The organism is Ruminiclostridium cellobioparum DSM 1351 = ATCC 15832 (assembly GCF_000621505.1).
Taxonomy (GTDB): Bacteria; Bacillota; Clostridia; order Acetivibrionales; family DSM-1351; genus Ruminiclostridium; species Ruminiclostridium cellobioparum.
On the sequence record NZ_JHYD01000034.1, the window covers coordinates 62,049 to 75,954 of the forward strand.

The following is a 13,906-nucleotide window of genomic DNA, read 5'->3' on the forward strand; positions in this document are numbered from 1 at the left end:
CTTGCTATTTAACTTCAATAATATAGCCGCACTCAAATAATCCCTTGGGGGAAACAGATAAAATACCTTCCTTGTCCCTTATATCTTCAACCCTGTTTTTTGAGGATGTTATCCCGTACCATGGCTCAATGCATACAAAAGGTGCGCCTGTTTCCGGCGACCAAATACCCAGATAGGGATAACCGCTGAAGCTCACCTTGACAGCTCTGTTGTTTTTAGTGTTTTTTAATTCAACGTAATTTGATTCAAGTCCTTTCATTATGACTACCCTGCTTTCAAACAGTTTTGAGGAAAGAGTTACAGCCTTTTCATTACTTATAAATAATTCCTGCCGTCCCGTTTGTAAACCGTCCTCAACAAATCTTCTGTTTATATACTCACTTTTTTCAAAGTCAAGATAATAATCTTCCATAGTCTCATTCTCAAGCAGCGGACATCTGAAACCGGGATGCTCTCCTATTGAAAACCACATTTTTTCATTGCTCCTGTTCGCAACCTTGCGTTGTATTTTCACCCGGGAACCTGCAAGCTGATAGCTCACGTACAGATCGAATTCAAACGGATATTTGACAAAGGTTGCCTCGTTTGCCGAAAATTTATATAACAAGCTGGTCTCATTACTTTCAAGCAAATCAAAAGTGCAATCCTTTATAAATCCGTGAAGCTCAATTTCATATTCCCTTCCCTTATACATATATCTGTCTTTTTCAAAAATACCCACAATCGGGAAAAGCAATGGGGCACGCCTTTTCCAATACTTCGGATCCCCCTGCCACAAAAATTCCAGATCATCCTTCCTGGTTTTAAGGCTCATGAGTTCTGCACCTGCTGAATTTACCTCAACTGCTATGTCATCGTTAAAAATTTTAGAAATCATTGTTTTACCCCCATACGCCTTTCGGCTTTAAAATGTTTTATTTGATCCAATTACCCTCTATCGACAATGTATTGTACATTGTCGATAGAGGGTACATTTAATTATACTAAGGGTCAGGATATATCCCAATGAAGTATCCTGCCGACTATATACACAAAATTGCCTGTATTTAAGCAAACTGATTTCTGTAATTATCAACTTATGTAAAAAGGTATGGAGTTGCTTTGGGACTTCCGGCAGTAATTTAAGAGCAGGTACACAACCTTTTATCACCGTTGTATACCTGCTCTTAAAATGTATAGGGGGACTGTTCCAAAATGACACAGCTATTAAATTAACTCGTTGTGCTGGTTAATTTGACTCTCAATTTTGAATTAAATGGGTTATGCTGATTTTACAGGTACGCGAGTACAACTTCAAGCAATGGAGAGCACGGTAAAAGTGCTTGCTGAAATTTGTAGGTGAAAAACAAGTATTTTAGCCGACAAAGTGACAGGATGTCACTTTGAGTAGCACGCGAGACCCGGACGGTCGAGTCGCTGCGACGGCAAAAAATACTTGTTGTGAACCGTACTATTTCAAGTAAGCGCTTTGTGTGCCATCATTGATTGAAGTTAGTATGGAAGTACCAGTATAATCATTAACAATTTTTACTTGCAAAGTTGATCAACCAACCAGCACAACGCGTTAAATTAATTATCCTTTTACAGCACCCGCAGTAAGCCCTGCCACCATATATCTCTGCAGGAACATAAACAGAATCAATACGGGAATTGTTGCAGTCACACAGACTGTCATTACGTTGGCCCAGTCATATGCAAATTCGCCCATATACCTCATTGAAATTCCCGAAGGCAGAGTCCTCAGTTCATCCTTGTTTACCAGGGTTATGGAGTACAGCAGGTCGTCCCAGGCCAGCAGGAAGGTGTATATTCCAACAGCCAGGAATCCGGGCTTTGCCAGCGGGAATATGATTCTCCACAGTATGCCGAACCTGCCGCAGCCATCAATTCGTGCAGCCTCCTCAAGATGTATCGAAATATCGTCGAAGAAGCCCTTTATCATCAGTATTGAGAATGGCAGGGATGCAGTTGTCATGGCCAGCACAAGTCCAAACCTGTTATTCAGAAGTCCGTAATTCTTATACATTGTATAAAGCGATATCAGCAGTGATACAACCGGAAACATCTGTGTTGACAGGATCAGCAGCATAATCAGGTTCTTGGCTCTGAACCTGAATCTTGAAAAGCCGTATCCGGCAAACATTGCCACAAACATAGTGAGCACCGTTGCTCCTCCCGACACTATAAAGCTGTTTTTATAATAGGTTAAAAAATAATTCTCGCTTAACAGCTTTACATAATTTTTTATTGTAGGGTTTTGCGGAATCCATTCCGGAGGTATTTTAAACAGCACACTGTTATCCTTGAAGGATGTGGAAATCATCCAATATACGGGAAACAGCAGGAATATCAGGAATACAACCAGCAGAACCCTTGTAGAAATAAGAGTAAAATAGTCCTTTTTATTGTTCATCTCTATAACTACCTCCCTAGTCCTCTCTCAATGAAAATAGTTTATTGTACCCCCATGAAAAGAGGATAAGTATCAGAAGCCACAGTACGCCTATTGCGGCACCTTTGCCCAGGTTAAGCGATGTAAACGCAGTCTGGTAGCTTAAAATGGCAAGGGTTGTTGTTGCCATAACCGGTCCTCCTCCTGTCATGATCCAGAAGAGGGGGAACATTTTAAAGTTCTCGATAACTGCAACCAGAGTTACTGTCTTAATAACATTTGCAAGGAAAGGAAGCGTTATATGAAAAAACATCTGTTTTTTGTTTGCGCCGTCAATAACTGCTGCTTCATACATGTCTTCAGGTATACTCTGCATGCCGGATAGCAGCATGATAGTCATAAACGGAAGCTGCCGCCATAATGCAGCTATCATTACTGAAGGCATGGCCAGTTTTAAATCCGAAAGCCAGGTCTTGGGCTCGTTTATTATTCCGGTCCCCATCAATATATGGTTCATAACACCATACTGTGGTTGGAATATCCACATCCACAACAGTGCTACAACTATTGTAGGTACTATCCACGGTATAAGTACCAGAGTCCTCAGAAGTTTTCTTCCGGGAATGTTCATGTTAAGGATCATGGCTAAAGCCATACTCAGAATAAACTGTATAATAACCACACTTGAGGCATAAAAAACGGTATTTTTTAATGCTGTTCCAAAATCACCGGTTGAAAATACATCTCTGTAATTTGCAAAATTATTCCATGCAGCTGATTTAATATTTGTTAATGTAATATCAAAGAAACTCATATAAACCGATTTCATAATCGGTATAAATATTGTGAAGCACAAAAGGATAAAAGCAGGTGCCAGAATGGTTATCAAAAAAATCCTGTCCTTAACACTGTTGGATAACAATAACCTGTTTTGCCTGATACTTATGGAACTTGCTTTTGTGCTGTTTTTTTCACTCATTTTAACCTCCAAGCGCCACATATTGCGGCAAAAAATATGATAATTTTGTGGCGGTATTTTTCAGGGGATAACCTGTAAGCCCCATCGAGAGGTCTATCAGGTCATCCTCCCAAAAAAATTTGCAAAGCGCCGGCAATTATTTAAGCAAGCCCTTCAGCTTTGCATCCAGGTCCTGTGCTACTTTTGCAGGCTCTTCCTTACCAACGGTCACTCTTTGAAGAGCTGTGGCAATTTCAAGATATCCCTGCTCCATTCCCGGATTATTTGCAGGCAGCGGCTGAATGTAGTTATTCAACTGTTCTACACAAATCCTGGCAAAATCACTGTCATTCAGGTCAGGATCGGCACTGAGTGATTTTCTTGCTGAAAGCACGTCATTGCTCTTATGATATTGCGTAATCATTTCTTTACTTGTTATATACTTGAGAATATCAGCTGCCTGGGTCTTAACCTTTGAATCCCTCGAAATGACAAGTCCATGAGCTTCACCGATGGATACGCTCTTTCCGGTCTTATTGACAGGAACCAGGGCAACTCCCCAGACCTTGTCAAAAGCTTCTCCCTTGCCGCTCAGATTTCTGAATACTGCCTTTCCGTAGTAACCGTCCATATACATACCAAGCTGGCCGATTGAAAACAGATTTCTTAAATCTTTCAGCTTGGCACCTGCAGGTGATAAGCCCTCATTTGAAATAGTCTGATAGAATTTAAGAGTTTCTATTACTTCCGGAGTATTAACATTTACCTTTGAGTCCTTATCGTATACCGAACCATTAAAGCTGTATATGTTTCTAAGCGCGACCAAACCATTTATAGGCAATTTATCGGTGGCCTCCCCGAAGCCGTATATTTTATTTCCGTCATCAGCCTTGACCTTTGATATGGTTCTTGCCATGGCAAGCATTTCATCATAGGTTTTAGGAGGCATTTCAGGGTCCAACCCTGCCTTTTTGAAAATTTCCTTATTATAATAAAGTACGTAAGGCGAAGGAGCCCATGGAATACCCATCAATTTGCCGTTATACGTGTAGTCCGCCTTGTAGGAATCGATGATATCATCTATGTATTCCTTCCCCAAAAGCTCATCAAGAGGTTCAACAATATCCGAAGTTGCATAGGTGGAAAACCAGGCCGTATGGGTCTGAATGATATCAGGCGCATTTCCCGAAGCTGCCATTACAAATGTCTGCTGCTTTATATCTCCATAAGGGATTCCTACATATTCTATAGTAGTATTGGGGTGCAGTGCCTTATATGATTCGGCTATCTGTTCAAAAACTGGCTTTGTAGCTGCTTCACTCATTCCCCAGTTTGCAAACTTGACTGTAACAGGAGTATCATCACTGGTCTGCGCTGCTGTCTGTGAAGCTGGTGATTGGGAAGCTGAAGAATTCTGTGCTGCTTTTTCTTCACTGCCGCATCCTGCCAGCATGGAAACCGAAATAATACCTGCCAATAGTAAACAAGCTAGTTTTTTCATAAATCTTCCTCCAGAATTATTTTGTTTTTTAAGTGCCGGCCACTTTGTGTTTTCATTTTGTCACATATGTACCAATAAGTAAATTTTATATTTAGTGTTTTTATACAAAAAATCTTACTTTTTATATGATACATTTTTTACTTTGTTGTATATTACCTTACTTTTTAATATTTTTTACTTACTATTTTCCTCACTTCATGTAATAATATAAATAATCTACGACTAATTTTCGAGGTCATATTACCATGTTGAAACCTTCCATATTCCTGAGCAAATTTAACAGAACATTTTTAATTTATTTTGTATCGTACTTTCTTGTCATAATAATACCTATTATTGTCATAGGTTCATTTTCATATCTGGTTTCAATTAATGCACTTGAAAACGAATTGAGCAATTCAAGCGGCAATTCACTTATACAAATCCGGACAGCCATCGAAAATACTCTGGATGAAATTGACAAGCTCTCAATACAAACAGGGATTGATGCAAGAATATATGCATACGGCAATAATACAGACAGCAACTATTTCCTGACCGAACTTTTAGATCTTACCAGAGATATACCCAGTAAAAACAGAAACATTCAATCCATAAAAATGTACTTTAAAGCAAATAATATGATAATATCCTCCTCAGGTATTCTAAGTGCGTATAAGGGCGAGGTAGCAAACCGCTGGGTTGAAAATTCCGGGAATACTTCCCGCAAGGCCATTTGGCTGCCTACCCAAAGCATACCTAACTATGACGGTGATATCGACAAGGTCATTACCCTTGTGCGCAGCGTGCCCGTCAACACCGAAAAGAAGCTGGGGCTTCTGGCGGTAAATATCCACGAAGCAAAATTATCCCAGGCCATGGAAAACATGAAAATTAACAGCCATTCGGCCATATATATCACTGACGATCACAAAAATCTGATATCCGGGAAACCTTTAAATACCGATATTACAAATGACAGAAGCAGTGAATATATAAATAAAATCCTCGGTTCGGGCAATCAGGGGCATTTTATTGCCGGTATCAATAAAACTCCTACCCTTGTTTGTTATGCAAAATCCTCCTACACCGGCTGGATTTTTGTATCTGAAACACCTCTTACCTATTTGACGCAAAAACTTTCCTTCATACAGAACCTTACTTTTGGCTTATGCCTTTTACTGGCCCTCGTGGGAATTTTTATATCGTATCTCCTGTCAAGAACCATGTACAACCCCATAAAAAAGCTTATGGATATGTTCAAATCCCAGCCGGACAGTTCAAATACAATGTTTGAGGCCAAAAGCAGGGATTCCTTCACCTTCCTGTCAGGGGCCTTCCAGCAGGTAATAGTAAGGAATAAAGATCTTGAAAAGTCCTATTATTCCAGCCTGCCTGTACTCAATGAGAGGTTTGTACTGAGTTTGCTAAACAACAAAATAGTTGATTCCCTGGAAATTCAAAGCCAGATCGACTTTCTCGGCATTGATTTTATGTACCCCAATTATTGCGTTGTTCTCATTGAAGTTGACAATTTTGCAGAGCTGGCGGATGCACTGACTCTTGCCGACCTCAATCTGTATATATTTGCAATACGCAACATTGCTGAAGAGCTTTTAGGCACAAGCTTCAAATTTTTATCGGCCGAAGTATCGGAAAGCAGGCTGGCCTTCATCGTCAACATTCCGGATGAGAATGTGAACACCTTTAATTCCGACATTACAGGTATTCTGGAACAAATAAAGGAATCGGTAAGTAAATTCTACACCCTGACCGTCTCTGCAGGTATCGGCAATATTTACCATGAAATGGCTGATTGTGGTCTTTCCTACAGGGAAAGCCTGAATGTCATGAAATACAAGCTTATGTCGGGTACTGATACCATTCTTTTTTATCATGATCTTTCGGACAGCTATAAAATTGCATATTATTATCCTGAAAAGACTGAAACACTGATAAAAAACAATATTAAGTCGGGTGATATACAAAAGGTTAAGGAATATCTCAATGAAATATATTCAAACATAAAAAGTAACTACAGCGTGTCCTACGAAGAAGTCTACAGCACCTATAACAGACTTCTGGATGCTTCGCTGTCCGTTCTGTCGGATTCCGGAATACAGCATTCCGATATTTTCGGAGAAAACTACATTGTATATAAGGATCTGGCAAAGAAGGAGACCCTTGACGAAATTCATCTTTTCATAAGCAGGCTGTTTGAAAGTATTGTTTCATACATTTCAAGCATTGATAAGGGAGATAAAAATATTGAAAAAGCCATGGATTTCATAGGTAAGAATTTTCAGAGGGACCTCTCGGTGGAATCCATAGCCGACTATGTAGGCCTCAATGCTTCATATTTCAGCAGAGTATTTAAAAATGTGACCGGCAAGACCGTTCTGGAATTTATAACTCTCAAACGGCTTGAGTCCAGCAAGGAACTGCTGAAGGAAACAAATCTCAACATTGCCCAGATTGCCCAGAAGGTGGGCTACAACAATGTTCACAGCTTCATGCGCTTCTTTAAAAAATACGAGGGAATTACTCCCGGTGATTACCGGAATGGACAATAATATATAATAATAAAATCTTTTTGAAGGCCAGCAAGCTCGTCCGGCAGTTGCGGACGAGCTAAGGTTTTATGAGATCTGGCTGCTAATCAACCAATTTTTTCAACAGTTTATTTCTATAAAAGTACTCTTCTGAAACACCGCATTCACCTATAAAACGTGGCCTGGCTGATCCTTTTTTAAAGTCGGCATGATAATCCGAGCCACCTGACATAATAGAAACCCTGCTTTCATATTTTTGCCTGATTTCGGTATAAATCTCCTCTTTGGATTTATTCCCGGAATAGCTGGTCTTGTCATAGGTGTAGCAGGCTTCTATTCCATCCAGCCCGGCATTTATCAGAATATCAATATATTCTTCCCGGCTGATTATTTTCTGATTTATAACTACACTTTCCGATATGAGGTGAGGATGTGCAAGAATTGTGATACCGCCGCAGCGGTGTATTTCCTTTATTACATTAACCGGATCGGGCTTACGCCTGTTGATTCTGTATCTCTCATTATTCTTTATCATCAGTTTGGCAGAACTCCAGTCAGAGGAATAACCCTTTGCTGCCATGAGCTCAAATATCTTCTTTTTCTGAATCTGACTTTCTTCAATGGGCGTTCCGTTGTTCTCCATCAATTCTTTCCAGGAAATATCAATCCCGTCGGAATTCAGCCTTTCCACAAGAATACGGTAGCTTTCTGCCTTTGAAGCTGCAACTGCATCCTGAAGCCGTTTGAAAAAAGCATCCTTCCAGTCACATCCCAGGCACACAATATGGACGTCTTCGACTTCAGTTTCACAGGAGATCTCTATTCCTTTGAGCAGGACAACTCCCTTTTCCTTTGCATAAACTTCGGGAGTGATCTCCAGCCAGCCGGCAATAATTTTTTCCGGAGGAATAATATCATGATCAGTGATGGCTACTATTCTCATCCCCTGTCGGGCTGCGTGGTCAATCAGCTCCTGAACAGAATCCGCCCCATCGGACCGGTTGGTATGACAATGGAGATCGCATGGAAAATTTGGTGACATTAACGGTATTTCCATTAAATCAATCCTTTCTGAATAATCTGATATGCTTTATTGCAGCACTTTCAATTTTTTTGTACAGAAATTCATCCATTCCGATAGGATCCAACCTGTCTGGATATAGTTGAAGATACTCTCTGGCACCATCAATGTAAGCATGTTTTATAGCAGTAGAGACATTTATTTTGGCTGCTCCGCTTTCAATCAATTTAAAAAATGCACCATCTTCAAGCCCGGTTCCTCCATGTATAACTATGGGCTGCGATATTCTGTCCTTCAACTGCTCTATCAAACTAAAATTGATATGGGGCTGGCCCCTGTACATTCCATGTGCGGTGCCTACCGCCGGTGCAAACATGTCAACTTCCGATTCTCCGGCATACCTGATTGCTTCATCCAGTGATGTTTTCTCGGCATCATCTTCCGAAACGCTTATATCGTCTTCCACTCCGGCAATTTTCCCAAGCTCGCCTTCAATAAATACACCCCTCGCATGTGCGTATTCTGCCAGGGTTTTGCTGTTCCGTATGTTTTCCCCGATTGGCAGAGCCGATCCGTCATACATGACAGAATCCCATCCGTTGTCAATACAGGACTTTACCAACTCCAAATCCTTGCAATGATCCAAATGTATAAAAACAGGTACCTGGGCAGAATCCGCCAGTTGTCTCAGCATACTGCCCAGGGCCTTAACCCCCAAAGTGACCGCAGTCTGGGATGAAGTCTGCAATATAACAGGACATCCCTCCTTCTGAGCAGCACTTATCACTGCCTTTGCCGACAGATAATTAAATATGTTAAAGGCTCCAATGGCAAACCTGTCTTCTTTTGCCCTCAATAACTCCTCTAAAATTGACCTTTTGTCCATTATATCCTCCAAATGCGTGATAATATCATATCAGCCATTGCCATACTCCATACCCGAAAGACTTTCCCGCACAGCCTTAACAATCCCAGCGACATCCAAACCGTAAAACGACAGGATTTCTTCATACGGACCCGATGTGGCATAAACTTTGGGTATTCCCAATCTCTTTACCGGTACGGGGAATTCTTCGCTGCAAACTTCTGTAACTATTGAGCCCAGGCCGCCTTCGGTATAATGCTCTTCCACAGTTATTATCCTGCCGGTTTTCCTTGCAGCTTCCACTATAATTTCCCTGTCCACAGGTGATATTGTCGGCATACCGACCACTTGAACCGCTATTCCCTGTTCACGCAATTTCTCAGCCGCCTTTACCGCTTTTGCAGTCATAAGTCCGGTGGAAATAATGGCCATATCACTGCCTTCACAAAGCACCTGTCCTTTTCCTATTTCAAATTGCCTTTCCTGGAGAAAAACCTCCTGAGGCTCATTACCAATCCTCATATAAACCGGACCATTGTATTCCAGCATGGCCTTGGACGCTGCTATTATTTCAGATGGATCCTGGGGTGCCAGTACAACCATACCGGGAATCATCCTCATTATTGCATAATCCTCCAATGAATGGTGGGTTGCGCCGAGGTCAGAGTATGTAATACCTCCGTTTCTTCCGACGATTTTCACATTTTGCTTCATATAACCACAGTCATTGCGCAGCATTTCAAAAGGCCGGGCTGTGACAAAAGGTGCAATGGCGCAAAAAACCGGCACTTTTCCTGTTGTCGCCAACCCTGATGCAATACCTACAACCCCCTGTTCCATGATGCCAAACTCAAAATAACGCTCAGGATGTGCTTTGGAAAACTCACCAAATCCTGAACTGCCTCCGCTGTCGGCTGAGAGAATAACGATATTTTTATTTTTTTCGGCTATTTCCGATACTGCCTTGCCAAACGCTTTTCTTGGATCTATTTTTTCCAAACTCAGCTCACCTCTTTTACTGTACTTTCCAAATGATGAATTATTTCTTCAGTTTCCCTGATAACTGTTTCCAGTTCTTCTTTTGAGGGCTTCCAATAGTGGTATGCCACCTTTCCTTCCCCCAAAGACAGCCCTTTTGCCTTTACGGTATTGGCAACCACCAATGTTGGTTTGCCGTTTTTTAATGGCAGCCGGTCCATCAGCTCAATTATTTGCTCCATATCATTTCCATCCACTTCCATGACATTCCAGCCAAAGGCCTCAAATCTTTTGTCCAGCGGTTCAAAATTCATAATATCAGAAGTTTTTCCGCTGATTTGCAGGCCGTTTTTATCTACAAACGCCACCAGATTTTCAATATTGTGATGTGCCGCTGCAGCCGCAGCCTCCCAGTTTGACCCTTCTGCCAATTCCCCGTCTCCCATTACAACATAGACAGTTGAATCACTTCCCCGGGAGCGAAGCCCAAGAGCCATTCCGCAGGCAAGGGACAAGCCGTGTCCCAGGGCCCCGGTATTACCTTCCACCCCATTCAGTTTATGCATGTCAGGATGCCCCGGTAATTTTGAATTAAGCTTTCCATATGTATCCAATATTTTCTTGTCAAAGAAGCCCCTCTCGGCAAGTACACCATATTGGGCCATACACTTGTGTCCCGCCGACAATAAAAAGCGGTCCCTGTCGGGCTTTTTCGGATTAGCCGGATCTATGTTCATTTTATAAAAATAAAGTGCTGTAATGATATCTATACAGGAAAATGCACCTCCGATATGGCCGCACCCTCCGGCCTGTATCATGCGCAGAACATTGCGCCGGCTTTTAGCGGCATATAATTTCAGATTTGTAATAGTTTTATCTCCCATTTTTATTCCCTCTTCCATTAATTAAACATTAGCAGTGAGCTTCATATTTTTGAATGCTTTCCACCTTTGGAGCCGATCTGGAATTGGGATCGAAGGATGATTCCAGGTACTCCTTTACCAGACATTTTGCCAATTCCACCCCGGTAACCTGTGCTCCTAAAGTAATTATATTTGCATTATTGCTTCTTGCCGCCCTCTGGGCCTGGTAGATATCACCCACCAATGCCGCATAAGCACCTTTTACCTTATTGGCTGCTATACTTACGCCGATACCCGTACCGCAGATAAGAATGCCTCTATTAAACTTTCCGGCAGCAACAGCCTCCGCAACCTTTACCGCAGTATTTGCATATATGGGGTCATCACTTCCATAATCTTCACAGGTATATCCCAAACCGGTTACATAACTTATCAGTTCTTTCTTTAATTCAGCCGCATTTGGATCACATCCGAACACTATTGACATTTTGTCAGACATAGAATCACTCCTTTATAAAATTATTTATCTCTTCAACACCCGATTTTAAATTTCCGGTCATTTCATACAAAGCCATACCCGTTATTTCCTGAAGAGGCCTTCTGGGAACTCCGCAGCTATACCCGAATATGTTCATTGCGGCTTTAACTCCTGCCACTCCATATTGAGCCGTAGTTTTTTTTGCCAACCCGCACAACCTCCTGTGCAGCTCCCCGGCCTTATCAATTTTTCCTTTAACCAAAAGCTCATACAGGAAACAGCAAATTTCCGGAATGTAATTCGCCGATGATAAAACACCGCCGGTTGCCCCGGACAGGATGCCTTCATAAAATTTATCCATGGTTCCGGCCAGCAGTGAAAAGTCTTTCAGTTCCGGCAGCATCGAAGTATATTCACCCACGGGCTTTGATGATGTATCCTTCATCCCGGATATATTTGAAATACCCGCCAGCTTTACCATAAGCTCAGGTTCAATATTGACACCCGACGCATAGCCAGGTGCACTGTACAGAATAACAGGCAAAGATATTTTTTCCGCAACTTCGCAATAATATTTTTCAAGAACTTCTGAAGACATCTGTTTTGGAAAATAGTGAGGTGTCAGTATAAACACCGCATCCACTCCAATTTCCTCAGCCTTCTTTGAAAATTCCACAGTATTCTTTACCGATTCCCTGCCGGTTCCTGCAAAGACCAGTTTATTTTTGCCGGCAGTTTTTTTAACCACATTGAGTATATCCAATGCTTCATCATCAGATATATACGCAAATTCACCATTACTTCCAAGCGGCATATAGCCGCTTATCCCAGTCAGGTTCAGCTTTTGAATGTTCTCCTTAAGCAAACCCGGATCAACCCTCTGGTCAGCCTGGAAAGGTGTGATAACCGGAACGAAAATTCCGTTCAACAGCATGTCTATCTACCTCCGATATGCAACAGATTATTTTTTTTAAGCATATTCCAGGCCAAAACAGCACAGCCTTTCAGAGGACAATTATCTACTACTTCTATCTCTGCATCATCGAATATACTTCTTTTTCTTTTTAAATAAGAAGGATTTTCAACAAGATTACCGGTGGCTTTCATATACTTATTAACATTTATTATTTTTTTACATTCCTCAAGTGTAATTTTTGCAGGATTTTGAATTCCGTCTATTACCGCATTCAGCAGATCATCTCTTTTTGTACTGAGCGATAAACCGCTAAACGCTCCTTTTTTTACTCTAAGGCTCTGCCTGTCTCCGGTAAGATACGGCAAAAACCTCACACCGTCGGACTGGTATTCATTTTCCAGCACCTCAGCCAGGTGTTTCTGAAAAAACCCTTCCTTGCTCATTTCTCTATAGAATTCATTTTGAAACCATTCCAAAATAAATCCTGCTGTCGTTATTGAGAATATCTGCCACTTTCCCTTTACAGGTGAGCAGCGTAAATAATATTTATCGTTTGTCACGGGACGGTCCGATAATACCGAGATCATCTCACTGCTGCCCGAAATAAACAATACGTCGCCTGTTTGGGTATTCCCGGCTCCAACAATCGCTCCGGCAACATCCTGCATTCCCAGCATTACCGGAATCCCCTGTTTTACACCCATTTTTTCAGCCATTTCCTTTTGAAGTATCCCGGAGCAGTCCCCGGTCTCAAATATTTCGGGCAAAAGTCTTTCAGGTACATTGAAGAGCTTGCATATTTCATGGGACCACCCCTTGTTTTTAACGGTTTGGTACATACCTGTTATTGATGCATTGGTTAAGTCAATTGCCCATTCCCCTGTCATCCGCTTAAATAAATATGTAGATAAATGTCCTATCTTTTCGGTTCTGTCAATAAGTTCGGGACGATGATCCATAAACCAGAGCAGGGTGGTCAAGGTAACACCTCCGGCATGCGGGAGTGTACCGGTTATATTTCTGAATTCATCCTTGCCTATATTTTCTATTATTTTTTTTGTATATTGACGGCTTCTTCGATCAAGATGGGTTATTATACGGGAAACCGCATTCCCCTCTTTATCCATTAGCAGGAAGGACGGTGCAAAGGTGTCAAAGCCGATGGCTTCAACATGGGGTAGATATTCTTTTAATTCATGCAAGGATTGGATAAAAGCATTCATTACTTCATCCACATCTATTTCAACTCTGTTTTTCTCAGTTACCTTAAATTCATAATTATGTTTGGCTGTTTTTATTAAATTAATATTTTCATCCAATATCGCAGTTTTTACCGATGATGTACCAAAATCCGCTGCCAAAACATACATTGCATCTCCTCCTTTCTATAAACATGGGGAATA

General features: G+C 41.4%; 12 protein-coding genes. 1 reads left to right on the forward strand and 11 read right to left on the reverse strand.

What is annotated here, in order from left to right; all coding sequences use genetic code 11:
* Positions 1-4: 4 nt before the first annotated feature.
* The 4 genes from T344_RS28285 to T344_RS0113920 form a co-directional block, all read right to left on the reverse strand.
* Entirely contained in the window at positions 5-877 is an 873-nt protein-coding gene (locus T344_RS28285; RefSeq protein WP_034861540.1) for an aldose 1-epimerase family protein, read from the reverse strand.
* Between the two features lie 696 nt (positions 878-1,573).
* Entirely contained in the window at positions 1,574-2,413 is an 840-nt protein-coding gene (locus T344_RS0113905) for a carbohydrate ABC transporter permease (RefSeq protein ID WP_027629215.1), read from the reverse strand.
* Between the two features lie 16 nt (positions 2,414-2,429).
* Positions 2,430-3,371 carry a carbohydrate ABC transporter permease gene (locus tag T344_RS0113910; RefSeq protein ID WP_242842084.1) on the reverse strand — a complete coding sequence of 314 codons (942 nt, stop codon included), beginning with the start codon at positions 3,369-3,371 and terminating at the stop codon, positions 2,430-2,432.
* Between the two features lie 136 nt (positions 3,372-3,507).
* Positions 3,508-4,851, reverse strand: coding sequence for an ABC transporter substrate-binding protein (locus T344_RS0113920; protein ID WP_027629217.1), 1,344 nt, complete (start codon positions 4,849-4,851; stop codon positions 3,508-3,510).
* Positions 4,852-5,096: 245 nt separating this feature from the next.
* Here T344_RS0113920 and T344_RS0113925 point away from each other — a divergent pair, with 245 nt between their 5' ends.
* Positions 5,097-7,403, forward strand: coding sequence for a helix-turn-helix domain-containing protein (locus T344_RS0113925; protein WP_027629218.1), 2,307 nt, complete (start codon positions 5,097-5,099; stop codon positions 7,401-7,403).
* An 82-nt stretch (positions 7,404-7,485) separates the two neighbouring features.
* Here the strand turns inward: T344_RS0113925 and T344_RS0113930 are convergent, their stop codons facing one another.
* The 7 genes from T344_RS0113930 to T344_RS0113960 are packed head-to-tail and all read right to left on the reverse strand — an operon-like array spanning position 7,486 to position 13,873.
* Entirely contained in the window at positions 7,486-8,439 is a 954-nt protein-coding gene (locus tag T344_RS0113930) for a PHP domain-containing protein (protein ID WP_034861543.1), read from the reverse strand.
* 4 nt (positions 8,440-8,443) lie between these two features.
* Positions 8,444-9,289, reverse strand: a complete 846-nt coding sequence (locus tag T344_RS0113935) for a class II fructose-bisphosphate aldolase (RefSeq protein ID WP_027629220.1) — start codon at positions 9,287-9,289, stop codon at positions 8,444-8,446.
* Between the two features lie 30 nt (positions 9,290-9,319).
* On the reverse strand, positions 9,320-10,267 hold the full coding sequence (locus tag T344_RS0113940) for a transketolase family protein (protein WP_027629221.1): 948 nt from the start codon (positions 10,265-10,267) through the stop codon (positions 9,320-9,322).
* Positions 10,268-10,269: 2 nt separating this feature from the next.
* Positions 10,270-11,130 (reverse strand): transketolase, encoded by an 861-nt coding sequence (locus tag T344_RS0113945; RefSeq protein WP_027629222.1) that lies wholly within the window; start codon positions 11,128-11,130, stop codon positions 10,270-10,272.
* A gap of 28 nt (positions 11,131-11,158) precedes the next feature.
* Complete coding sequence (locus T344_RS0113950) at positions 11,159-11,608, reverse strand: RpiB/LacA/LacB family sugar-phosphate isomerase (protein ID WP_242842085.1); 450 nt, start codon at positions 11,606-11,608, stop codon at positions 11,159-11,161.
* Positions 11,609-11,612: 4 nt separating this feature from the next.
* Positions 11,613-12,521, reverse strand: a complete 909-nt coding sequence (locus T344_RS0113955; protein WP_034861547.1) for a dihydrodipicolinate synthase family protein — start codon at positions 12,519-12,521, stop codon at positions 11,613-11,615.
* A gap of 2 nt (positions 12,522-12,523) precedes the next feature.
* Complete coding sequence (locus tag T344_RS0113960) at positions 12,524-13,873, reverse strand: xylulokinase (protein WP_027629225.1); 1,350 nt, start codon at positions 13,871-13,873, stop codon at positions 12,524-12,526.
* Positions 13,874-13,906: the final 33 nt, after the last annotated feature.

Excerpts from the sequence above, each read along its gene's own strand:
- T344_RS28285 (WP_034861540.1), bottom strand. The coding sequence starts at position 877 with ATGATTTCTAAAATTTTTAACGATGACATAGCAGTTGAGGTAAATTCA.
- T344_RS0113905 (WP_027629215.1), bottom strand. The coding sequence starts at position 2,413 with ATGAACAATAAAAAGGACTATTTTACTCTTATTTCTACAAGGGTTCTG.
- T344_RS0113910 (WP_242842084.1), bottom strand. The coding sequence starts at position 3,371 with ATGAGTGAAAAAAACAGCACAAAAGCAAGTTCCATAAGTATCAGGCAA.
- T344_RS0113920 (WP_027629217.1), bottom strand. The coding sequence starts at position 4,851 with ATGAAAAAACTAGCTTGTTTACTATTGGCAGGTATTATTTCGGTTTCC.
- T344_RS0113925 (WP_027629218.1), top strand. The coding sequence starts at position 5,097 with ATGTTGAAACCTTCCATATTCCTGAGCAAATTTAACAGAACATTTTTA.
- T344_RS0113930 (WP_034861543.1), bottom strand. The coding sequence starts at position 8,439 with ATGGAAATACCGTTAATGTCACCAAATTTTCCATGCGATCTCCATTGT.
- T344_RS0113935 (WP_027629220.1), bottom strand. The coding sequence starts at position 9,289 with ATGGACAAAAGGTCAATTTTAGAGGAGTTATTGAGGGCAAAAGAAGAC.
- T344_RS0113945 (WP_027629222.1), bottom strand. The coding sequence starts at position 11,130 with ATGGGAGATAAAACTATTACAAATCTGAAATTATATGCCGCTAAAAGC.
- T344_RS0113950 (WP_242842085.1), bottom strand. The coding sequence starts at position 11,608 with ATGTCTGACAAAATGTCAATAGTGTTCGGATGTGATCCAAATGCGGCT.
- T344_RS0113955 (WP_034861547.1), bottom strand. The coding sequence starts at position 12,521 with ATGCTGTTGAACGGAATTTTCGTTCCGGTTATCACACCTTTCCAGGCT.
- T344_RS0113960 (WP_027629225.1), bottom strand. The coding sequence starts at position 13,873 with ATGTATGTTTTGGCAGCGGATTTTGGTACATCATCGGTAAAAACTGCG.